This is a genomic window from Streptomyces sp. NPDC048415 (genome assembly GCF_040651675.1).
In the GTDB taxonomy this organism is placed as follows: domain Bacteria; phylum Actinomycetota; class Actinomycetes; order Streptomycetales; family Streptomycetaceae; genus Streptomyces.
In genome coordinates this window covers 50,910-71,683 of record NZ_JBEZKJ010000018.1, presented here as the reverse complement: position 1 = coordinate 71,683, position 20,774 = coordinate 50,910, and the positions used below count along the sequence as shown (strand labels likewise).

18 protein-coding genes and 2 pseudogenes are annotated in these 20,774 nt (G+C 70.4%); 9 read left to right on the top strand and 11 right to left on the bottom strand.

Annotated elements, in window-relative coordinates; translation table 11 throughout:
• Positions 1 to 11: 11 nt before the first annotated feature.
• A pseudogene (locus AB0D27_RS15150) lies at positions 12 to 447 on the top strand (MFS transporter); the annotation flags it as partial.
• A 567-nt stretch (positions 448 to 1,014) separates the two neighbouring features.
• Here AB0D27_RS15150 and AB0D27_RS15145 read toward each other — a convergent pair.
• Positions 1,015 to 2,034, bottom strand: a complete 1,020-nt coding sequence (locus tag AB0D27_RS15145) for a helix-turn-helix domain-containing protein (RefSeq protein WP_362507545.1) — start codon at positions 2,032 to 2,034, stop codon at positions 1,015 to 1,017.
• Positions 2,035 to 2,146: 112 nt separating this feature from the next.
• Between AB0D27_RS15145 and AB0D27_RS15140 the strand changes: the two genes are divergently transcribed.
• Positions 2,147 to 3,046 (top strand): sterol desaturase family protein, encoded by a 900-nt coding sequence (locus AB0D27_RS15140; protein WP_362507542.1) that lies wholly within the window; start codon positions 2,147 to 2,149, stop codon positions 3,044 to 3,046.
• 10 nt (positions 3,047 to 3,056) lie between these two features.
• Positions 3,057 to 3,329, top strand: coding sequence for a histidine phosphatase family protein (locus tag AB0D27_RS15135; protein WP_362507539.1), 273 nt, complete (start codon positions 3,057 to 3,059; stop codon positions 3,327 to 3,329).
• Between the two features lie 15 nt (positions 3,330 to 3,344).
• Here the strand turns inward: AB0D27_RS15135 and AB0D27_RS15130 are convergent.
• The 5 genes and pseudogenes from AB0D27_RS15130 to AB0D27_RS15110 form a co-directional block, all read right to left on the bottom strand.
• Positions 3,345 to 3,597, bottom strand: a pseudogene (locus AB0D27_RS15130) (transposase); the annotation flags it as partial.
• Positions 3,598 to 3,837: 240 nt separating this feature from the next.
• The gene (locus AB0D27_RS15125) at positions 3,838 to 5,691 is read right to left on the bottom strand and encodes an ABC transporter ATP-binding protein (protein ID WP_362507672.1); all 1,854 of its coding nucleotides are present in this window, start codon (positions 5,689 to 5,691) and stop codon (positions 3,838 to 3,840) included.
• Between the two features lie 25 nt (positions 5,692 to 5,716).
• A complete protein-coding gene (locus AB0D27_RS15120; RefSeq protein ID WP_362507536.1) occupies positions 5,717 to 6,382 on the bottom strand; it encodes an rRNA adenine N-6-methyltransferase family protein in 666 nt (221 codons plus the stop codon).
• A 49-nt stretch (positions 6,383 to 6,431) separates the two neighbouring features.
• A complete protein-coding gene (locus AB0D27_RS15115) occupies positions 6,432 to 6,581 on the bottom strand; it encodes a hypothetical protein (protein ID WP_362507533.1) in 150 nt (49 codons plus the stop codon).
• An 11-nt stretch (positions 6,582 to 6,592) separates the two neighbouring features.
• Complete coding sequence (locus AB0D27_RS15110) at positions 6,593 to 7,171, bottom strand: hypothetical protein (protein ID WP_362507530.1); 579 nt, start codon at positions 7,169 to 7,171, stop codon at positions 6,593 to 6,595.
• 290 nt (positions 7,172 to 7,461) lie between these two features.
• Here AB0D27_RS15110 and AB0D27_RS15105 point away from each other — a divergent pair, with 290 nt between their 5' ends.
• Positions 7,462 to 7,689, top strand: a complete 228-nt coding sequence (locus AB0D27_RS15105) for an integrase (protein WP_362507527.1) — start codon at positions 7,462 to 7,464, stop codon at positions 7,687 to 7,689.
• Between the two features lie 280 nt (positions 7,690 to 7,969).
• On the opposite strand, the gene AB0D27_RS15100 is transcribed toward AB0D27_RS15105, so the two are convergent.
• Positions 7,970 to 9,211, bottom strand: a complete 1,242-nt coding sequence (locus AB0D27_RS15100; RefSeq protein ID WP_362507524.1) for a magnesium and cobalt transport protein CorA — start codon at positions 9,209 to 9,211, stop codon at positions 7,970 to 7,972.
• A gap of 146 nt (positions 9,212 to 9,357) precedes the next feature.
• Here AB0D27_RS15100 and AB0D27_RS15095 point away from each other — a divergent pair, with 146 nt between their 5' ends.
• Positions 9,358 to 10,479, top strand: coding sequence for a winged helix DNA-binding domain-containing protein (locus AB0D27_RS15095; RefSeq protein WP_362507521.1), 1,122 nt, complete (start codon positions 9,358 to 9,360; stop codon positions 10,477 to 10,479).
• A gap of 30 nt (positions 10,480 to 10,509) precedes the next feature.
• On the opposite strand, the gene AB0D27_RS15090 is transcribed toward AB0D27_RS15095, so the two are convergent.
• On the bottom strand, positions 10,510 to 11,157 hold the full coding sequence (locus tag AB0D27_RS15090) for a LysE family translocator (protein WP_362507518.1): 648 nt from the start codon (positions 11,155 to 11,157) through the stop codon (positions 10,510 to 10,512).
• Positions 11,158 to 11,222: 65 nt separating this feature from the next.
• Here AB0D27_RS15090 and AB0D27_RS15085 point away from each other — a divergent pair, with 65 nt between their 5' ends.
• The gene (locus tag AB0D27_RS15085; RefSeq protein WP_362507515.1) at positions 11,223 to 12,098 is read left to right on the top strand and encodes a LysR family transcriptional regulator; all 876 of its coding nucleotides are present in this window, start codon (positions 11,223 to 11,225) and stop codon (positions 12,096 to 12,098) included.
• Between the two features lie 104 nt (positions 12,099 to 12,202).
• Complete coding sequence (gene dmpI, locus AB0D27_RS15080) at positions 12,203 to 12,385, top strand: 4-oxalocrotonate tautomerase DmpI (protein WP_362507512.1); 183 nt, start codon at positions 12,203 to 12,205, stop codon at positions 12,383 to 12,385.
• Positions 12,386 to 12,480: 95 nt separating this feature from the next.
• Here dmpI and AB0D27_RS15075 read toward each other — a convergent pair whose 3' ends face one another.
• From AB0D27_RS15075 to AB0D27_RS15065, 3 genes are all read right to left on the bottom strand, one after another.
• On the bottom strand, positions 12,481 to 13,272 hold the full coding sequence (locus AB0D27_RS15075; RefSeq protein WP_362507509.1) for a serine protease: 792 nt from the start codon (positions 13,270 to 13,272) through the stop codon (positions 12,481 to 12,483).
• Between the two features lie 307 nt (positions 13,273 to 13,579).
• A complete protein-coding gene (locus AB0D27_RS15070) occupies positions 13,580 to 16,390 on the bottom strand; it encodes an AAA family ATPase (RefSeq protein WP_362507506.1) in 2,811 nt (936 codons plus the stop codon).
• A 149-nt stretch (positions 16,391 to 16,539) separates the two neighbouring features.
• A complete protein-coding gene (locus tag AB0D27_RS15065; RefSeq protein ID WP_362507503.1) occupies positions 16,540 to 17,376 on the bottom strand; it encodes a helix-turn-helix transcriptional regulator in 837 nt (278 codons plus the stop codon).
• Between the two features lie 100 nt (positions 17,377 to 17,476).
• Between AB0D27_RS15065 and AB0D27_RS15060 the strand changes: the two genes are divergently transcribed.
• Together AB0D27_RS15060 and AB0D27_RS15055 are read left to right on the top strand one after the other, a co-directional pair.
• Positions 17,477 to 19,156 (top strand): AMP-binding protein, encoded by a 1,680-nt coding sequence (locus AB0D27_RS15060; RefSeq protein WP_362507500.1) that lies wholly within the window; start codon positions 17,477 to 17,479, stop codon positions 19,154 to 19,156.
• Positions 19,153 to 20,760, top strand: coding sequence for an AMP-binding protein (locus AB0D27_RS15055; RefSeq protein ID WP_362507497.1), 1,608 nt, complete (start codon positions 19,153 to 19,155; stop codon positions 20,758 to 20,760). Before AB0D27_RS15060 ends, AB0D27_RS15055 begins: the two co-directional genes overlap by 4 nt.
• Positions 20,761 to 20,774 lie beyond the last annotated feature (14 nt).

The window sequence follows — 20,774 nt, the reverse complement described above, 5'->3', positions numbered from 1 at the left end:
CGTGCCCGACCATCGACGCCCGCGAGGCCGCGACCGGAACAGGGGACCGGTCGCGGCCTCGCGCCGTTCTGCCCGCGCTGTGCGCCACCCAGATCACCAGCTGGGGAATCGTCTACTACGCCTGCACCCCCTCGGCCGCGGGCGGCGCGGCGGCCGCCACGACAGGCGCCTTCTCCGCCGCCCTGGTCGTCTCCGCTCTCGCGGGCATACCCGTCGGCCGCGTCCTCGACCACCGCGGCCCGCGCGCCGTGATGACCGCCGGCTCCCTCCCCGGCGTCGCCGCCGTACTGGCCATCGCGTACGCGCCCAACCTCGCCGTGTTCACCACCGCCTGGCTGCTCGCCGGCGTGGCCACGGCGGCCACGTTCTACCAGCCGGCCTTCGCCGCCCTGACCCGCTGGTGGCGGGGAGGACCGCGTCCGCGCCCTCACCATCGTCACCCTCGCGACCCGCCGCACGGGCGAGTTCCGCCCCCACCCACACATCCACAGCAACTTTGTGGTGAAGGCGGTCAAGGCGTGAACCGGTGCGCCGGTCGGCCGGCGCACCGCCTGCAGGACCGTCCGGGCAGCCTAGGAGGTGGCCCGGCCCGACGTGCCGAGGAAGACGTGTGACCAGTCAACAGCGGGATGGCGCCACGCCCCGGGTCTACATCTCATCGATCGCCTACGAGCTCGGCGCGCGGACACCCTTGGAGCGCTTCGGCGCCCCGGTCATCGAGCGCGAGCGCGACGCCCCGCGCGGAGGGCATCGTCCGTGTACTCGAGCGACTCGTTCGGCGACGGTGGGGTCACCATGGATCTGTGGGACCTCCTGCGTGGGCTCGACGCGCCGAGGTTGACGAGAGCCGTGTTGGTGGCACCGGCCGGTCGGCGAGTTGGTACGTCACATGTGCGGGCTGCTGCCCCCTGTGGCCCCCGGGATACGGCCCTGGCAGATGCGGAAGTGGTGCGGCTGGGACTTCGCGGGGGGTTCTGGGAGAGTGGCTCCGACCGGAGTTGCATGAGTTCCAGGTCAAACGGGTGTGTGCGCGGTCGTTTCCTTCGGAGAGATCTCGGTCATGGTGCGCTCGTCACTCTCGTTCGTGGCTCGCCGGTACGCCGAGGGGGGCATGCCCGTCCACCGTCGTACGGCGCGGGTGAGCGCGGCCGGGGTGGCGAAACCCACGTGTGCTGCGATGGCGGTCACCGGGAGCCCGGCTGGTTCCGGTTCCGCCAGCAGGGCCAGCGCGCGTTCCCGCTGCCCGGCCTCGACCAGGGCAGAGAAGGAGCACCCCTCCTCCTGCAGCCGCAGTTGGAGTGTGCGGCTGCCGACCGCCATCGCCCGCGCCACGTCCGCCAGCCGAGGCGGACCGGCTGCCCCCGAGCTCTCATGCAGAACCGCCCGCACCTTCGTCGACCACGGTGTGCGGTTCGACCCGAGCTGCCGCTGTGCATAGGGAGCGAGCATCGCCAGCACCACTGGATCGGCATGCCGCACCTGCGCGCGCAGTGCGCCCACGCCGAACACGCAGGCATCCGCCGGCTGTCCGAACGCCACCGGGCCCAGTGCACGGTGGTATGCCTCGAGCCGCTCGGGCTTGGACCGCTTCAGCAGCACCCGGTCCGGCCACACGCCTTCTCCGGCGAGCCGGCGAGCGATGGCGCACAGCATCGCGAAACAGGCATCCACGGTATCCGGGTGCGCCGTACCACCATCGAGGCCCCGCAGACTCACCGAAACGGTAGTCGCCCCATCGCCGACCGGGCGCTGTCGCACGACCAGCTCATTGCGGCCGATGAGGGGATGGAAGCGCCCAAGGCTGTCCAGCATCGCGCCGACATCGGGGCTGTTGGCGAGGATCGGCGCCAACACTCCGCCGAGCGCAGTTGTATCGGACGACGCGCCGAACGCCAGACCTGGGTGCTCCACACCTTTCTGCCCCAGAGCGTCCCACCACGGTGCGAGCCAGTCCACTCGCCCTTCGTCGCCCGCCGGTGGAAAGTCCGTATCGACTCCCCTGGTGAGTGCGTATGCCCGCAGTTGCGCCTCCATCAGAGCGATGCCGACCGGGCCGCCGGTGCCGCCCGTCGCGGATGCGCGAGAAGGCAAAAGGGGTACGCCCACGGGAAAGCCCGCCTCTCGGTCCGGCTGCGAAGTTGGCCGCATGGAACTCGACACCCCGGCACGACCGGGCCTGACCTACGGTACCTACCCACTGCTCGCGACTGTCACGGCCGCCGTGGCCTGGGCGGCCGTCACCCACCGCCTCGCTATCTCGCGGGAAGCCGTCCTCGCTCTGCTGACCATCGCCACCGTCGCTGTCGCCTTCACCGTGGAGCGGGTCAATCCGCTGCTGGACCGCTGGCGGATGACCCGGGACAGTCTTGTCGGCCGCGACCTGCCGTTCATCGGACTGGCCTTCGTGGTCGAGCAGGTCGCGACGATGGGTGTTTCGCTCGTCGCGGCCCGCTTCGTCCCAGACGGCGGCTTCGGACCAGTCGCCCGCCTTCCGCTCCTCGTCCAGGCCCTGGTCGTGCTGCTCGCCCTCGACCTGCTCTGGTACGTCTACCACCGGGCCGCGCACACCCTCCCCCGACTGTGGCGGGCCCACGGCGTCCACCACGCGCCATCCCAGTTGTACGTTCTCATGCACCCGGTCTTCCACCCGATCGACCTGCTGGTCTCCCGGTTCGTGATCTCTCTGCTGGTGTTCCGCTTCAGCGGCGCCGGCCCCGACGCCGCATTCCTGGCTCTGGTGGTGCTGAACCTCCAGCAGACGATCAGCCACGTCAACTCCGACATCCGCACCGGGCCGCTGAACTACCTCCTGATCGGCGCCGAGACACACCGCTGGCACCACGGCGCGGGCGAGCGGGTCAACTACAGTTCAGCGCTGGCGATCTGGGACATCGTCTTCCGTACCTTCGTGTATCAGCCCACCCGCGTGCCCGGGCGACTCGGCCTCGATGACCCGGCTGCCTACCCTGACCCCCGCCGATTCCACGCCACCCTCGCCTGGCCATTCCGCCGAGCCCGCACCACAATCCCGGCACCCGTGGAATGACCTCACTGCTTTGACGTCCCGCCCTGGCACGCGCCAGGCGGGCCGCTGGCCACTCGCCGCCGCGCCGCGCACGCACGCGGTGCTGGACCGGATCCGGCCGCTGTTGGTCGATGGCGACGTCGCCGTCGTCGCGCACGGTCATCCGGCGCGCGTGCTCACCGTGCGCTGGCTCGGCCTCGACGCGTCCGCCAGCCGTCTGCTCGGCCACCCACATCCAGGCACTCTCAGCTTCCTGGCCACCGAGGACGAGCAGCCTTTCATCGCCGCCTGGAACGTCCCGTAGCGGCCGCCCGCTGCGTCACGCCTGCCGCGTGAGGCGCCGGAAGCAAATGAGCGCCGCGGCGATGCCGGCGAAGGCCAGGAAGTGTTCCGCCTTGCGCTCGTATCGACGGTGCAGGCGTCGGCATCCCCGCCAGCCATGCCACCGTCCCCTCCACGGTCCAACGGTGGCGGCCCAGCCGCTGGGAGGACTCGATGCCCTTGCGGGCGATGCGCGGGGTGATGTCCCGGGACCGGAGCCATCGGCGCAGGTGGTCATAGTCGTAGCCCTTGGTGACCCGGTCCAGACCCGACGTCGAGAACCCGCTGTCCTTCAAGCGGCCCGAGGACTTCTTCACCGGGGCCGACTCCCTCCCAGAAACACCATCGGATCTGGTCCGGGACGGGTGGCATGTATCCCCGCTCCAGCTGCACTTGCCCATAACGGCCCCAGCTCTCCTTGACTGCTGCTTGCTCGTTCAACTCTGGCCTCCCGATACCGTGTTGTTGGGTTGGCTGGCGCGGATGGGGCGTCACCGGTCCTTGGCGAGGGCGACGAGCTCCGCAAACAAGCCGCCGGCGTGGGTCAGCTCGGCGTATCCGCCCTGTTCGATGATGCGCCCTTCGTGCATCACAAGGATTCTGTCGGCGAGACGGGTGTTCTCGAGTTGATGCGTCACCACGATCGTCATGCGCTCGGCGGCGATCCGTTTGATCTCCAGGAAAATCTGGTGCTCACCCCGAGGGTCCATTTGTGACGTCGGCTCATCCAAGATCAGCAGCGGGGTCTTGCGGTACAGGGCCCTGGCGCACGCGAGGCGTTGCCACTGTCCTCCGGACAACTCGGCGCCGCCGTAAAGCTCACGGGCGAGCAGGGTGTCGAGCTCCTTGGGCAGCTTCTCGACTGCTTCCCGCATCCCGACCGCGTCGACGGCTTCCCACACCAGTTGGTCATCGAAGGTCTTGGGCTGCCCGAGAGTGATGTTCTCGCGGGCACGCAGCGGCCAACAGGCGAAGTTCTGCGGGACGAGCGAGGTCCGCGACCACAGGGAGTCGGGCCGGGTGTTCGCCAGGTCGGTTCCGTCCCACAGGACGTGGCCCTTGTCGGCGAGCAGGATTCCCGTGATGAGTTTTGCCAGGGTGGACTTGCCTGATCCGTTTTCTCCCACGATGGCCAGGATCTCGCCGCGGCGCAGGGTGAGCGAGACACCGGCGACGGCGGGTTCGTCCTTGCCGGGGTACTTGTACACGACTTCGTCGAGACGGATCTCCTCCACCTGCTCGGGAATGGTCAACTCTCCGCGCCTGGGCGCCCGTTCGACGGCCGTGTCGAGGAAGGAACGCATGTCGGCGAGGTACAGCGAGGTGTGGAACAGTGCGGCACCGTAGACGACGAATTGCGACAGCGCGGCCAGGGTGGTCTGGACGGCGACCACCGCGGTGGCCGCGATCGGGAGGGCGACGCGGCCGGTGGTGGCCAGCCACGCAAGGGTGGCCCAGGTGCCGAGGAGGAAGACCCCGCCGAGGGAGCTGGTCGCCAGGACGATGCGCAGCATGCGAGGTGCGGCAGTCAGGGTGCGCTCGTCGATGCGCTCGGACAGGGCGCGGTACCAGTAGATGAGGTAGCCGGTCATGCCGTTGGCGCGGACCTCGTCACCGTAGCGGGAGTAGGTGGCCCACCAGCGCACCTGGTGGCGGACGTTGCGGTCACCGACGTTGGCGTAGTGAGTTTCGTAGTCGACGCGCGCGGACAGCACGGCCCCCATGCCGGCCGGGAGCACGGCGAGCAGCAGCAAGGGCAACATCATCCAGTGCAGCGCTGTAATGACGCCACTCGCAGCGGTCATGCGCACGAGGGCGGCCATGAACCGCTGGGCGTCCTGGACCATCATTTGTGTCCGCGTGACGCCGACCGCGGCGGCCTCCTGGCGGTCGGAGAATCCGTCTTCGCCGTACGCGGAGGCTTCAACGCGGCACACTGCGGACACGAGGGCAACGTCAGCTTCGGTCATCAGGAGTGGTGTGATCCGCCCGTTGGCGTAGGAGGACAGGGCGCTGCTGATGCGGCCAACCGCGGCGGCTGCCGTGACGACGATGAGTGCGGGCAACGCGGCGTGCAGTCGTTCGGAGACTTCGCCGGCTCCCAGGATGTGCGTCATGGCCTTCGCGGTGAACGCGAGGCCGAGGGCGGCCGCGGCTCCGGTGAGGATCTGGCAGGCGAGCAGCAGCACGACGGCGGTCCGGTCCACTCCCCAGGCCATGCGTGCGGTGTGCCGCAGCACTGAGGGGAGGCACCCGCACAGCTTCGAGAAACTTGCCTCTGCCAGCGGGTTCTTGGCGTGCTTCCCCTCGAAGCTGAGGTGGGCAGGGGGCGGAGGGGGCGGCATCTCCGCGTTTGCAGTCGAGGCGTCACTAACAGTCAACCTGCATCGCTCCTTGGGGTCGATGCCGCACCCGGGTGGCTCGGCAGTGCACGGCATAACGACGTGCCGCAGGACTCGAACGCGCTCGATTCCAGACGTCCGTCGCCCCCGGAACTGCCGGGCTCCGAACGCACGAGCGCAGTCGGTACGGGCCTGGCGCTACGACTCGAACTGGCTGAAACGCCGAGCTCGATACAGGTGTGACGGCTGAGGATTGCCCCTGCCGGGGTGGATCAGGGTGAGGCCCCAAGCCGCCTCGCCGGTTTGGTGGGAGCAGCTCGCCGACGGCGGCCGCCTCGTCCTGCCGCTGCGCTGGCGTGGACAGACCCGTGCCGCAGGTGCCGGGGATGTCCCAGACGCCGACGGTGGCGATCATCCGTGTGTACGGAGCGTGCTCGGGGGCTCCCTGGAGGCCGTCCCGCTGGTACACGCGGACGCGCTCGTACCCGGCTCGGTTCAGGGTGGTGCGCGTGTGCAGGGCAACGTCAGCGTCGATGTCGATGCTGGTGACCTGGCCGTCGCAGCCTGTGAGTTCGGCGAGCAGCGCGGCGTTGTAGCCGGTGCCGGAGCCGATCTCCAGGATGTGGTCGCCAGGCTGGACCTCGAGTTGGTGGAGCATCATCGCCACGACCGAGGGAACCGACGCGCAGGACAACGGGAGTGGGCCGCTGGGATTGTCCTTGATGCTGACGGCTTGGTCGCTGTTACGCGGCCGGCAGGTCGAATCCGGGGAGATATGCCTCGCGGCGGACGGACCGCATGACGCGTTCCACCTTCTGCGGAAGGGGCCTTTCGGCGATGATCTCGTCCACGAGGTGATTACGCAGTTCGTCAGATGTGCGGATGTCGGTCACAACGATCTCCCTCAGTTGAGGAGGAGGCAGGTCTCCCACACCACGTCCACCGGATGGGAAGGGTTGAGCGTGTGCAGCGCGAGAAGGACACCGTCGGCACCGGTGAGAAGCCCGGTGCCGACGGGTATCTCCTGCCGCACCATGCAGTCGGAAAGGCGGCTGTACAGGCGGGGGAGCTTCAGCTTGATGGCGTCGTTGGAGGCGTCGGCCGCGATCCGCTCGGCCGCCAGCAGCAGCCCAGCCCAGCCGTGGCAGACCGTGCATCCCGGATGCACGAATGTTCGCCGCGATACGCCCGCCAGATCCTCACCTCGCTCTCGAACATCTTCGAGACCGCCATCGACGACAAGCGCCCTGCGCGCAACCCGATGCGGGCCAAGTCCGTGCGCTGGCCCAAGGTGCCGGAGGACCAGAGGGAAGCCTGGCCGCTGGAGACCGCGCAGCGCGTACGGGACGCCATCAAGGCGCGGTACCGCATCGCAGTCGTGCTCGCGCTGGGCTGCGGGCTGCGGCAGGGTGAGGTCTTCGGGCTGTCGCCGGAGGACGTCGACTTCGCCCGTGGAGTTCTGCGCATCCGTCGGCAGGTACAACTACTGGGCGGGCGGCTGTACTTCACCCTGCCGAAGGGCGGCACGACCCGCGTCGTTGGCATGCCTCCGTCGGTCGCAGCGGCCCTGGCCCAGTACTTCATGGAGTACCCCGCGGTCGAGGTGGAACTGCCGTGGGGCGGTCCGGAACCCGATCTGGAGGCGAAGAAATTCCCGCTCGTCATCACCACGACGTACGACAACGCCCTTCGCGCGAACATCTTCGATGTCGAGGTCTGGAAGCCGGCCCTGGCCGCCGCCGGCGTCATCCCCATGCGGAAGAAGGACGAGCGATGGAAGGCGTCTCGCAAGGACGGCTTCCACGTGCTCCGCACACGTACGCCTCGGTCATCCTCGAAGCGGGCGAGTCCGTCGTCACCTTGGCCCGCTGGCTCGGGCACTCAAGCCCGACCATCACCTTGGACTACTACGCCCACTTCATGCCTGAGGCCGGCGGCAAGGGACGCGGGGCCATCGATGCCTTGCTCGCCCAACCTGCCGCCGTCGCCACGGCTGCGTAACCGGCGACTCTCCACAACCCACGAAACGGATGGGCACAGCAACCTGCTGTGTCCATCCGTTTTGGTGTCTCGGAAGCCCGCTACTCTCCGTGCTGATCAGAGCTCGCAGATGGCGCCACAGCGGCAAGGCTCTCGCAGGCCACCGGCCGCGACCGCAAGGGTCCGCCCCATCGGACCGCGGCTGATTCTCCCCAGATTCTCCCCAGCGGCCTCAGACGCTCCGTCGGAGCGTGCGATCGAGGCTGCAACTCCTCATGGCGACGCCTCTCGCGGCGATTACTCAGAGCCAGTCTTTCCGCTTGAAGATGACGTACAAACTGGTGCATACAACCGCCATCAGGAGGATCGCGAAGGGATACCCGAGCACCCAGTGCAACTCCGGCATGCGGTCGAAGTTCATCCCGTAGATCGTCCCGACCAACGTCGGCGCGAACAAAATAGCCGCCCACGACGAGATCTTCTTGATCTCCTCGTTCTGTTCGAAGCCCGCCTCCGCCAGCGCGCGCATCTCGGCGTTCTGTTGTTGGGTGACCAGGGTCGCGTTGACGGTGAGGATGTCGGTGAGGGCCTGGCGGAAGCCGTCGACGCGTTCGCTGGTGTGGGTGACGTGGTCGGCGACGTCGCGGAGGTAGCGCTGGAGTTCCTCGTCCGTGCCGTACTTGGCGAAGCCGGCCATCAGGCCGTGCAGCATGCCGACCAGCGGACGGGTGGCGCGCTGGAACTCGACCATTTCGCGGGAGAGTTCGTAGATACGGCGGGAGACCTCGGGGTCGCCGCGGAACACCTCGGTCTCGATCTCGTCGATGTCGTTCTGGACGCCGGAGACGACGGGGACGTAACCGTCGACGACGGAGTCGAGGATCGCGTACAGGACCGCCTCCGCGCCGAGCTTCAGCAGCTCCGGGGTGTCCTCCATGCGGCGGCGCACCGCGGAGAGGTCCGGTGCCGCGCCGTGCCGGACCGTGATCACGAAGTCGGGTCCCACGAACACATGCAGCTCGCCGAAGTCGACCTCCTCGGGCGCGTCCAGGTAGCGCGCGGCGCGCAGGACGACGAAGAGGGTGTCGCCGTACCGTTCCAGCTTGGGCCGCTGATGTGCCTCCATCGCGTCCTCGACGGCCAGCGGGTGCAGGTCGAACTCCGCGGCCAGCGAATGGAGTTCGGCCTCGGTCGGACGGGCCAGACCGATCCATGCCATACCGTCCGGCTGCTCACGCAGCTCACGGAAGGTGTCGGCCAGCGATGCGGGGGTCGAGACGCGTACGCCGTCGCGGTACAGCGCGGCCTGTACGACACTGCCGACATCGGCGGGTTCCGGCGCGGGCGGGTCCGGGCGGGGCGCGGGGGGCCGCGCGGACGGCGTGGCCTGCGGGGCCAGGGCGCGCCGCCATACCGACTTCCTGGCCTCCTTCGCCTCCTTCGCGTCCTTCCCGTCTTCCTGGTTCCTCGTGGCCCTCGTGGCCCTCGTGGCCCTCGTGGCCCTCGTGTCCTTCGAGGCTGAGCGGGCGCGTCGCTCGGACATCGCGGCTGCCTCCAGTGTCGAACGTACGTCTGTGTGATCACGGAGCAGGATATACGGGGCAAACGACATGAGAGCGACCGGTGGCCTCGGGATTCGGTGAGAGTTGCGGACAGAAGATGTCCGCAAGCGGCGCTAGCGTGCGAACCATGACGAAGACGACCACGACGGCCCCCCTGCTCGGCACCCGCGCCCTCAACCGCGCGACCCTCGACCGTCAGCTCCTGCTGCGCCGCTCGCCGCTGTCCGCGACGGCCGCCGTCGAGCACCTCCTCGGTCTGCAGGCGCAGAACGTGAAGCCGCCGTACTACGCCCTCGCCGCCCGGCTGGAAGGGTTCCGGCCCGAGGAGCTGTCGGCAGCCATGCAGGCGCGCGACGTCGTCCGCATCGTCACCATGCGGTCCACCATCCACACCCACACCGCCGACGACGCCCTCACGCTGCGTCCGCTCGTCCAGGCCGCGCGCGACCGCGAGTTGGGCATCTTCCGCAAGGGGCTCACAGGCGTCGACCTGGACCGGCTCGCCGCGATCAGCCGTGAGCTGGTGGAGGCCGAGCCGCGCACCATGAAGCAGCTGGGCGAGGCGCTGCTCGCCGAGTGGCCGGACGCCGACCCGTCCGCGCTCTCGGTCGCCGCCCGCTGCAAGCTGCCGCTCGTCCAGGTCACCCCGCGCGGGCTGTGGGGCCGCAGCGGCCAGGTCGCCCTGACCACCGCCGAGCACTGGCTGGGCCGCCCCTCGGGGCACACGCCGTCACCGGACGCGACCGTGCTGCGCTACCTCGCCGCCTTCGGGCCCGCCTCCGTCAAGGACATGCAGATCTGGGCGGGCCTGACCCGGCTGCGCGTTGCCTTCGAACGGCTGCGGCCCCAGCTGGTCACGTTCCGCGACGAGAGCGGTGTCGAGCTCTTCGACCTCCCCGACGCGCCCCGCCCGGACGCGGACACCCCGGCCCCGCCGCGTTTCCTGCCCGAGTTCGACAACCTGCTGCTGTCCCACGCCGACCGCTCCCGGGTGGTGCCCGCCGAACTCAAGGGACGAAGCTGGCAGGGCAACCAGCCCTACCGCACGCTGCTCGTCGACGGTTTCCTCGCGGGCGTCTGGCGGCAGCAGGGCGAGGTCCTGACCATCGAGCTCTTCGGCAAGCTCACGAAGGGCCGACGGGACGAGGTGGTGCGCGAGGCCGAACGGATGCTCACGGTGATGGCGGGCTCCTCGTCGTACGACATTCGCTTCGGGACTGTCGTCACACAGGAGGCACAGGAGGCGTAGGAGGCGCAAGAGCGTAGGAGGCAGAGAAAGCTAGTCCGCGCTTCCCGTCACGGCCACCGTCAGTCCCAGTCCGATCATCGTGAACCCGCCCGCGCCGCCGATCAGCGAAAGGCGGCGGTCCGAGCGGGCGAACCAGGTGCGCGCCGCGGACGCGGTCAGACCCCACAGGGTGTCCGTGACCAGGCCGATGGAGATCGGGACCAAGCCCAACAGGAGCATCTGCAGGGGGAGTCGCCCCGCCGAGTGATCCACGAACTGGGGCAGCACGGCCGCGAAGAACACGACCCCCTTCGGGTTGGTGACGCCGACGAGGGCGCCGTCCAGGACCGTGCGGAGATCGTCGCGGGCCGGCCCCGCAGGCGCCGCCCCGATCGCCGACGCCTTCAGCTCCTTGCGGTGCCGGAACGCCCGTATACCCAGGTGGACGAGGTACGCCGCCCCCGCCAGCTTCACCGCCAGGTAGACCGTCACCGAACGCTCGACCAGGGAACCGATCCCGAAGGCGACCGCCACGACCAGCACGTACGAGCCGACGACATTGCCCAAAGCCGTGGCCACCGCGGTGCGCCGGCCGTGCGCAAGCGCCCGCCCGATGACGAACAGCACGCTGGGCCCCGGGATCACGATCACCAGCACCGACATCGCGGCGAAGGCCAGGAAGCGGTCCGTGGACACCATGCCCATCACCTCCCACGAGGGCCCATTCAAACAGGCGGCCCTCAGGGCGCTCTAGGGTCCACGACATGGAACTGCGGCAGCTCAGCTATTTCGTCACGGTCGCCGAGGAGCTGCACTTCGGGCGGGCGGCGGAGCGGCTGCACATCGTGCAATCCGCGGTCAGTCAGCAAATCCAGCGTCTGGAGCGGGAGTTGGGTGCCGAGCTGTTCGACCGTTCGCCGCGTCATGTGAGGCTCACCGGCGCGGGGGAGCGGCTGCTGCCCGAGGCGCGGGCGGTGCTGGCGGCGGCGGACCGGGCACGCGCGGCCGTCGCGCCCGCCCCGGTGCTGCGGCTCGGCACCAGTACCGGTCTCGGAGAACATCTCGACCGGGTGCTCGCCGCCTTCGCCGAGCGCGAACCGGGCGTCCAGGTCGAGCTGGTCTCGCTGCCGGCAAAAGAGAGGCTCGCCCGCGTCGCGGACGGGCGGCTCGACGCGGCGTTCGTGCGCGGCGCGACGGCCGAAGAGCGGGTACGGGGTGTACGTGTGCTGCCGCTGTGGCCCGACCCCCTGGTGGCCGCCCTGCCAGCCGGGCACCCGCTGGCCGCGCGGGACGAGGTCGCCCTCGACGAGCTGGCCGGGCTGCCGCTGAGCATCACCGCCCGCCGTACCAACCCCGCGCTGGTCGACCTGGTCATCGGGGCGTGCCACGAGGCGGGGTTCGAGCCGCTGCCCGGGCCGGTGAGCGGCTCCCTGCAGGACACTCTGGCGACCATCGGCGCCCGGCCACTGTGGACGGTCGTCTACGCCTCCCACGCGCGCATCCTGCGTACACCCCTGGTCGCCTTCGTGCCGTTCCGGGCGCCCGGCCTCGCGCTCACCACGGGCCTCGCCGTGCATGACCTGTCGCCGACGGCTCACCTGGACGCCCTGCGTACGGCTTGCGGCGATCACGAAGGCTGATCGCCGCGATCGCGGGATGCTTCTTGGTCGGTGACGCCCCGCACGATGAACTGTTCCCGTACTCGAGGAGCGGCAAGAGCCGCTACGGACAAGGGAGTTCAGTCATGCCCATCGTCACCGTCCAGCAGGGTCCGCGCGATGTCGAGCTCAAGCGGGACCTCGTCAAGCGCGTCACCGACGCCTTCGTCGACGCGTACCAGATCCCGGCCGAGAGCGTCCAGGTGTGGATCCACGAGGTGCCGGCGGACAGTTGGGGCAGCGCGGGGAAGCTGACCGCCGACAAGTAGGGGTGGGGGTGGATAGGGGGCGCTGCGGGCCGCTCGTGGTGGCCCGCAACGCCCCCTGGTATTCACCTGAGGGATACTCAGGAGTTCATGGAGGCCTACGAGTTGACCTGCGCGGTCACCAGGCTGGAGAAGGTCGTCAGACGGGAGTAGACGCCCGGGTAGCCGGCTTCCGCGCAGCCCTCGCCCCAGGAGGTGATGCCCGCCAGGACGCCGCCGATGAGCAGCGGGCCGCCGCTGTCGCCCTGGCAGGTGTCGACGCCGCCGGAGGTGTAGCCGGCGCACACCATGTCGCTGGCCACGTAGTCGGGGCCGTAGGAGCTCTTGCAGCTGGAGTCGGAGACGATCGGGACGGTCGCGGTACGCAGCTGGTTGGAGGAGCTGCCGCTCTCGGAGGTGGTGCCCCAGCCGACGATGCGGGCGGTGGTGCCGGTCGCGTACACGCTGGTGTCCGAGGAGGAGACGTACTTCGCCGTGGTGTACGGCATCGACGTCGACAGCGTCAGTACGGCCACGTCGTCGCCTTTGCTGGCGTCCGTGTAGTCGGGGTTGACCCAGATCTTGCTGACCTTGCTGACGGTGCCGTTCGTGCCGTTCAGGTACGTTCTGCCGCCGACCACTCGGACGCTGCTGGTGGTCTCGCCGGCCATGCAGTGGGCGGCGGTGACGACCTTGTTGGCGGCGACCAGCGTGCCACCGCAGAACTGGTTCTGGGAGGCGTCCGTGATCTGCATCATGAACGGGTACGCGGTCGTCGTGGTCGTCGTACCGCCGACGATCGGCTCCGGCGCGGCTACGGCGGAGGGGGCGCCGAGCAGTGCGGTCGCGGCGGCGGCAGCGGTCGCCATACAGACGGCGGCGGACTTCTTGGCGCGGTTGAGCCCGAACATGGGTCTCCTCAGAGGTTTGCCGGTGGGGGGACGCGCGGGTGTGGGGGGTGAGGCACGACGCCTGTGGATGAGGCGCCGTGTGCCCGAGCGAGCGGCACATCCACACGTTATGGCGTGTGGCCTCTCTTCCCAATGAGGGAACCCCCTACCGGGTGACGGGGAGGGAAAACCCTTGGCTGCGGGGGACGTGGTTTGGCTTATCGTGCCGCCCGGTTGGTCCCGTCCTGGGGGCTCCGCCTCCGGACCCCCGTATCGCGCTCCGCGCTCGTCCTCAAACGCCGGACGGGCTGTTTTCCCTCGTTCGGGCTCAACTCGTCCTGCGGTCCGCCGCCAACCGCACGATGTCCACCCGCGAGCGAATGCCCAGCTTGCGGTACACCCGTGTGAGTGTCGCCTCCACCGTCTTCACGCTGATGAAGAGGCGCGCGGCGATCTCTCGGTTGGTGGCGCCCTCCATGACGAGGGCGGCGACCTGGCGTTCGGTCGCGGCGAGGGTGTCCAGGGCGGTGGAGGCAAGGGGCGGGGCGGCCGCGTGGGCGGTGGCGGCGGTCTCGACCTGGCGGAGCCAGGGCAGGGCGCGGCAGCGGCGGAAGAGGCGGGCCGCCTCGTCGTACGAGGTGGGGCCGGGGCGGTGGGTGCGCAGACCGGCGAGGGCGTACGCGGCGCGGGCTTCCTCGAGGCCGTAGCCCAGCTTGCCGAGGCGATCCTGCGCGGAGGCCAATTGCCTTTCGGCGGGGCCCTGTTCGCCGCGTGCGGCGCGTACCAGGGCCTCGGCGCGGTCAAGGACGGCGAGCACGCTCTCGCGTTCGAGTCGCAGCGCCCGCGCCCGGGTGACGTCGATGACGTCCTGCGCCTCCACCGGCTCGCCGATCCGCACCAGCGCCTCGGCTAGGTCGCCGTGCCAGCGGCCGCGGGCGGGATCGACGACGCCGAGCCCCTCCTCCAGTTCCCGTACCTGCCGCAGCGAGCGGACGGCCGCCGCCGCGTCCCCGGCGACCAGCTGGGCGTGGCCGAGGGCGCCCAGGGCGCGGGAGAGGTAGACCAGGTCGCCGTCCTCCTCGGCGCGGTCGACGGCCTCGCGGGCGAGCGCGAGCGCGCGGTCCACGTCGCCGCCCGCCGCCTCGGCGAGCGAGGTGAACATGGCGGTGGCCGCCTCGCCGATCCCCGTGTCGCGCGCCAGCCGCAGGCTCTCCCGGGCCAGGTCCAGAGCCCGCCCGCAGTGCCCGGATCGCAGCTCCGTCTCGGCGAGCCCGCGCAGGAAGTGCATCTCGCTCTCCACCATTCCGCGCCGCTGCACCTCGCGCAGCAGCGCGGTGATGGTGGTGCGGGCCTCGGTGAGCTGGTCGCCCATGATGAGCCAGCGGAAACGGGCGGCGCCGGCGCCGTTGTGGTCGCAGGCCACCCGGGGATCCTGCGGCTCGCGCATCGCCCGCTGGATGGTCGCCGGCGCGTCCGGGTGCCCCATCAGGGTCTCCATCTGTGCCTGGAAGCCCAGCGCGAGGAGTTCGGTGGGCCGGTCCCCGGCGCGGGCCGCGAGCCGCGCGGCACTGGCCGCCTCCTCGCGGGCCTTGGCCATCTCGCCCTCCATGAGCAGGGCCCGCCAGGCGAGTTGGTAACGGACGAGGGCGAGCAGCCCGGGGTCGTCGCCGGCGTCCTCGAGCGCCTGCGGGAAGACCGCGTCGATCTCGGCCATGGCCTGCCCGGCGGCGTCGACGACGACCATCCAGGCCCGCACCCGGTCCGTGGGCTCGGTGGCCCGGGCGAGCACCTGACGCGCGATGTCCCGCGCGAGGTCGGTCTCCCCGGCCGTCAGCGCGTCCTCGGCGGCCCGCAGCCGCCGTTCGTCGGGGCCCGGCTCGGCGTCGGCCGGGGTGTGCCGGGCCGCGAGCAGCCCGAGCCCCGCGGCGACGGAGGGCGCGCCGCGGTCACGGGCGGCGGCAGCGGCCTCGCCGAGACGGGCGGCGACCTGAGGGTCCGTGCCGGTGGTGGCCAGGGCGAGATGCCGGGCCCGTTCGATGGGGTCGGAGGCGGCGGTGGACAGCGCGGCGTGGGCGGCGCGCCGCTCCTGCGCGCTCGCCTCCGCGTACAGGGCGGCGGAGACGAGGGGGTGCGCGAAGCGGATGCCCGGTGTCTCGCGTTCGGTGGCAAGGAGACCGAGCGCCGCGGCCGAGGCGGTCTCCGCCTCGGCGTTCGCCCGGCCCGCTGCGTGCAGCAGCGTCAGCGTCGGGCGGGCCCCCGCGCTCGCCACCAGCAGGGTGCGGCGGGCCTCGGCGGACAGCATCTGCAGACGGCTGAGGACGAGCGCGCGCAGCGAGGTGGGCACCGGGAGCGGATCGCCCGGGCTCGGCGGAGTCGGGGACTCGGCGAGGGCGCGGCCCAGCTCCAGTGCGAAGAGGGGATTGCCGCCGCTGGTGCGGTGGATGTCCCGCACGGTGGAGCGGGGCAGGCCGGTGTAGCCCCGGTGGCCGAGGAGTTCGGCGATCTGGGCTCGGGAGAGCGGGTTGATGCGCACGGCCAGGGTTTCCGGTGGGGAGACCCGTAGATAGCGGTCGTGCTGTTGGTCCCCGGGTTCGGTGTCGGTGCGTACGGCGCACAGCATCCGTACGGGCATGCCGCCGAGGCGGCGGGCGGCGAAGCCGAGCAGCTCGGCGCTGGCCGGGTCGAGCCACTGCAGGTCGTCGGCGACGATCAGCACCGGGCCCTGGGCGGCCAGGGCGCGGAACACGGACAGCACGGCGAGCCGCAGCGCCAGTCCATCGCGCTGCAGGGTGGATTCGCCGCGTCCGGTGAGGGCCGATTCCAGTGCGGTGCGCTGCGGGGCGGGGAGCCGGTCGGAGACCTCGTCGGCGACCAGGCCGAGGAGGTCGGCCAGCGCGAGGAAGGGGAGATGTGATTCGGACTCGGTGGCCGAGCACCGCAACACGGTCCGTGCTGTTTCGGCGCATTCCCCGGCCAGCGCCCGCAGGACGGTCGACTTTCCTATTCCGGCGGGGCCGTGCACGAGCACACTGCCCCCGCCCAGGAGCTGCTCACGCGCGTCCGCGAAGAGCTCCTCCCGGCCGATGACCAGGTCGGGGCGGGGTCTCGCAGGTTCCTTGAAGTCCCCTGGCACGGTCACCGCTCCCCTCGTGTGTCGTGTTCGGGCCAATATTAGGCAATGTCTCTTTGAATTTCGGACTGTCGGGGTGGTGAGGGAAATAACAGGAGCTCCGCATAGGTCATTTCAAGGCACCGCAGATTGAATGAAAAACGCCAAGGGTGGCGGCCCTACGGCAGCACCCCGGCCCGGCGTGCGGCGACGACCGCCTCCAGTCGTGTGTGCGCGCCGAGCTTGCGCATCGCCGACCGCAGGTACCCCTTGACGGTCTCCGTACGAAGGCCCAGCCGCTGCGCGGCGACCGCGTTGGTCGCCCCCGTCGCGACGCACGCGAGGACGTCGACCTCACGCGGCGCGAGCTGGACGTGGCGCGCGCCGGGGCCGGGCCCCGCGTCGGCCAACCGCCCGCACACGGCGAGGAGTTCGGCCCGCAGCGCCGGGTCGACGATCCGCGGGACCAGCGCCCGCAGCGCCCCGTGCGCCTCGCGCACCTCCTCCCATGCGGCGCCCGCCCCCGCCGGCCCCGGCTCCCGCCAGACGGCGAGCAGGTCGCGCGCCTCGTCCCGTACGACGAGCGCCTGCTCCACGTCCCGGGCCGCCGCGACGGCCGCGCCGAGCGTGCGGTCGCCCAGGGGCTGGGCCGTCCGCAGGGCGCCGTACAGCACACCGCGCACCCGGCGGCGTACGACGACGGGGACCGCGACGACCGAACACAGTCCCTCGGTGGCGACCGCCATGTCGTACTCGTGGCTGATCTGCCGTGAGGCGGAGTAGTCGGTCACGGCGCAGGGCCGGCCGAGCGCCACCGCCTTGCCGCCCAGGCCGTTGCCCGAGGACACCGCGAGCGCGCTGAGCGCGGGCGTCGCCGTACCGCTGAGTTCGCTGATGCGTACGTGCCGGCCCGGGGACTCGACCAGGCCGCCGAAGGCGACCGGCAGCCCCGTCGCGCGCCGCAGCCGTACCAGCGCACCACGCATCTCCACTGCATCGGCTGCGTCTGCTGCCACCTGTTCGCCCCCTCGTCGCGGCGCACCCCCGTTCGGGGGTGGTGGGACCTGCATCACGAATACAGGATGTTATGCGGCGGTCCGGCAACGAGGAGGACACATGACGGTGACGACGGGCGCGACGGACGAGTTCCGCGCGGCGCGGAACTTCCTGCTGGCGCACCGCGAGGACTACACGACGGCCTACGAGGGCTTCGGCTGGCCCCGCCCGGAGTACTTCAACTGGGCACTCGACTGGTTCGACGTCATTGCGGAGGGCAACGACCGCACCGCCCTGCACATCGTGGAGGAGGACGGGGAACGCACAGAGGTCTCCTTCGCCGAGATGTCCGCGCGCTCCGACCGGGTGGCCAACTGGCTGCGCGCGCGGGGCGTGGGCGCCGAGGACCGCGTCCTGGTCATGCTCGGCAACCAGGTCGAACTGTGGGAGACGGCCCTCGCCGCGATGAAACTGCGCGCCGTCGTCATCCCGGCGACCCCGCTGCTGGGCGCCGCCGACCTGCTCGACCGCGTCGAGCGCGGCCGCGTGCGGCATGTCGTCGTCCGCACCGAGGACGCCGGGAAGTTCGACGAGGTGCCCGGCCGCTACACCCGGATCACGGTCGGCGGCTCGCGGCCCGGCTGGCACTCGTACGAGGACGCGGACTCCGCGGACGCCGCCTTCGAGCCCGCCGGTCACACCCACGCGGACGACCCGCTGATGCTCTACTTCACCTCGGGCACGACCGCCCACCCCAAGCTGGTGGAACACACCCACGTCTCCTACCCGATCGGCCACCTGGCGACGATGTACTGGATCGGGCTCAAGCCCGGCGACGTACACCTGAACATCTCCTCGCCCGGCTGGGCCAAGCACGCCTGGTCCAACCTCTTCGCGCCCTGGAACGCGGAGGCGACCGTCTTCATCCACAACTACACCCGCTTCGACGCGGGCCGGCTGATGGCCGAGATGGACCGGGCGGGCGTGACGACGTTCTGCGCCCCGCCCACCGTGTGGCGGATGCTCATCCAGGCCGACCTGACCCAGCTGCGGACTCCGCCACGCGAGGCCGTCGCCGCGGGGGAGCCCCTCAACCCCGAGGTCATCGAGCAGGTGCGGCGCTCCTGGGGCGTCACCATCCGGGACGGCTTCGGGCAGACCGAGACGGCCGTCCAGGTCTCCAACAGCCCGGGGCAGCCGCTCAAGACCGGCTCCATGGGGCGGCCCAGCCCCGGCTTCCGCGTCGAACTGCTCGACCCGGTCTCAGGTGCGCCGGGCGCCCAGGAGGGCGAGATCTCCCTGGACCTCTCCACCGGTCCGGTCGGCCTGATGACCGGCTACCACGGCGACCCGGACCGCACCGCCGAGGCCATGGCGGGCGGCTACTACCGCACCGGCGACATCGGCTCCCGCGACGCCGACGGCTACATCACCTATGTGGGCCGCGCCGACGACGTGTTCAAGGCCAGCGACTACAAGATCTCGCCCTTCGAGCTGGAGAGCGCGCTCCTGGAGCACGAGGCGGTCGCGGAGGCGGCCGTCGTCCCGGCCCCCGACGAACTCCGGCTCGCCGTTCCCAAGGCGTACATCGTCCTCGCGGCGGGATACGAGCCGGGCCCCGACACCGCCAAGGTGCTCTTCGAGCACGCGCGCACGGTCCTCGCGCCCTACAAGCGCATCCGCCGTCTGGAGTTCGGCGAACTCCCCAAGACCGTCTCCGGCAAGATCCGCCGAATCGAGCTGCGCGAGGCCACGGCCGCGGGCTCGGACGCCGAGTACCGCGAGGAGGACTTCCGGTGACTGGACTGTCGTACGCGCACGGGACGAGCGGGACGACCCTGCTCGGGGACACGATCGGAGCGAACCTGGACCGTGCGGTCGCGGCCTGGCCGGACCGGGAGGCGCTCGTCGACGTGCCCTCCGGACGGCGCTGGACCTACGCCCAGTTCGCCGCCGACGTCGACCGGTTGGCGTACGCGCTGCTCGCGACCGGTATCGCCAAGGGCGACCGGGTGGGCATCTGGGCGGTCAACTGTCCGGAGTGGGTGCTCGTCCAGTACGCCACCGCCCGTATCGGCGTGGTCATGGTGAACATCAACCCGGCCTACCGCACCCACGAGGTCGAGTACGTCCTCAAGCAGGCCGGCATCTCGCTGCTCTTCGCCTCCCTGAGCCACAAGACGAGCGACTACCGGGCGATGGTCGAGCAAGTACGGGGAAACTGCCCGCAGTTGCGGCAGACCGTGTACATCGGCGACCCGAGCTGGGACGCGCTGGTCCGGCGCGGAACCCCGGACCTGTACGAGGACTTCCACACCCGCGGGAGCGAGCTGTCCTGCGACGACCCGATCAACATCCAGTACACCTCGGGGACCACGGGCTTCCCCAAGGGAGCCACCCTCTCCCACCACAACATCCTCAACAACGGGTATTTCGTGGGGGAGTTGGTCAGCTACACGGGGCAGGACCGGATCTGTATCCCCGTGCCCTTTTATCACTGTTTCGGCATGGTGATGGGAAACCTCGCGGCGACCTCGCACGGCGCGTGCATGGTCATCCCCGCGCCGTCCTTCGACCCGGCGGCGACGCTCCGCGCGGTCCAGGACGAGCGATGCACCTCGCTGTACGGCGTACCGACGATGTTCATCGCGGAGTTGAACCTCCCCGACTTCGCCACCTACGACCTGTCCTCGCTGCGGACGGGCATCATGGCGGGCTCGCCCTGCCCGGTCGAGGTGATGAAGCGGGTGGTCGCCGAGATGCACATGGCGGAGGTCTCCATCTGCTACGGCATGACCGAGACCTCGCCCGTCTCCCTGCAGACCCGCCGGGACGACGACCTGGAACACCGCACCGGCACCGTCGGCCGGGTCCTCCCGCACCTCGAGGTGAAGGTCGTCGACCCGGTGGACGGAGTGACCGTGCCCCGCGGCACCCCCGGTGAGCTGTGCACCCGCGGCTACAGCGTGATGCTCGGCTACTGGAACGAACCCGAGAAGACCGCCGAGGCCGTCGACGCCGGACGGTGGATGCACACCGGGGACCTGGCCGTGATGCGCGAGGACGGCTACGTCGAGATCGTCGGGCGGATCAAGGACATGATCATCCGGGGCGGCGAGAACATCTACCCGCGCGAGATCGAGGAATTCCTGTACGCCCACCCGAAGATCGCCGACGTCCAGGTGGTCGGCGTGCCCCACGAGCGCTACGGCGAGGAGGTGCTCGCCTGCGTCATCTCCCGGGACCCGGCCGACCCGCTGACACTGGAGGAGCTGCGCGCCTTCTGCGAGGGGCGGCTGGCGCACTACAAGATTCCCAGCCGGCTGCGGATCCTGGAGGCCTTTCCCATGACCGTGTCCGGGAAGGTGCGGAAGATCGAACTGCGGGAGACCCACGCCGACTGACCTTCGGGAAGGTG

What these genes read in the sequence shown, in the direction of transcription:
- AB0D27_RS15145 (WP_362507545.1), bottom strand. Translation starts at nt 2,034, where the DNA reads ATGGAGGCGCAACTGCGGGCATACGCACTCACCAGGGGAGTCGATACG.
- AB0D27_RS15140 (WP_362507542.1), top strand. Translation starts at nt 2,147, where the DNA reads ATGGAACTCGACACCCCGGCACGACCGGGCCTGACCTACGGTACCTAC.
- AB0D27_RS15125 (WP_362507672.1), bottom strand. Translation starts at nt 5,691, where the DNA reads ATGCCGCCCCCTCCGCCCCCTGCCCACCTCAGCTTCGAGGGGAAGCAC.
- AB0D27_RS15105 (WP_362507527.1), top strand. Translation starts at nt 7,462, where the DNA reads ATGGAAGGCGTCTCGCAAGGACGGCTTCCACGTGCTCCGCACACGTAC.
- AB0D27_RS15100 (WP_362507524.1), bottom strand. Translation starts at nt 9,211, where the DNA reads ATGTCCGAGCGACGCGCCCGCTCAGCCTCGAAGGACACGAGGGCCACG.
- AB0D27_RS15095 (WP_362507521.1), top strand. Translation starts at nt 9,358, where the DNA reads ATGACGAAGACGACCACGACGGCCCCCCTGCTCGGCACCCGCGCCCTC.
- AB0D27_RS15090 (WP_362507518.1), bottom strand. Translation starts at nt 11,157, where the DNA reads ATGGTGTCCACGGACCGCTTCCTGGCCTTCGCCGCGATGTCGGTGCTG.
- AB0D27_RS15085 (WP_362507515.1), top strand. Translation starts at nt 11,223, where the DNA reads ATGGAACTGCGGCAGCTCAGCTATTTCGTCACGGTCGCCGAGGAGCTG.
- dmpI (WP_362507512.1), top strand. Translation starts at nt 12,203, where the DNA reads ATGCCCATCGTCACCGTCCAGCAGGGTCCGCGCGATGTCGAGCTCAAG.
- AB0D27_RS15075 (WP_362507509.1), bottom strand. Translation starts at nt 13,272, where the DNA reads ATGTTCGGGCTCAACCGCGCCAAGAAGTCCGCCGCCGTCTGTATGGCG.
- AB0D27_RS15060 (WP_362507500.1), top strand. Translation starts at nt 17,477, where the DNA reads ATGACGGTGACGACGGGCGCGACGGACGAGTTCCGCGCGGCGCGGAAC.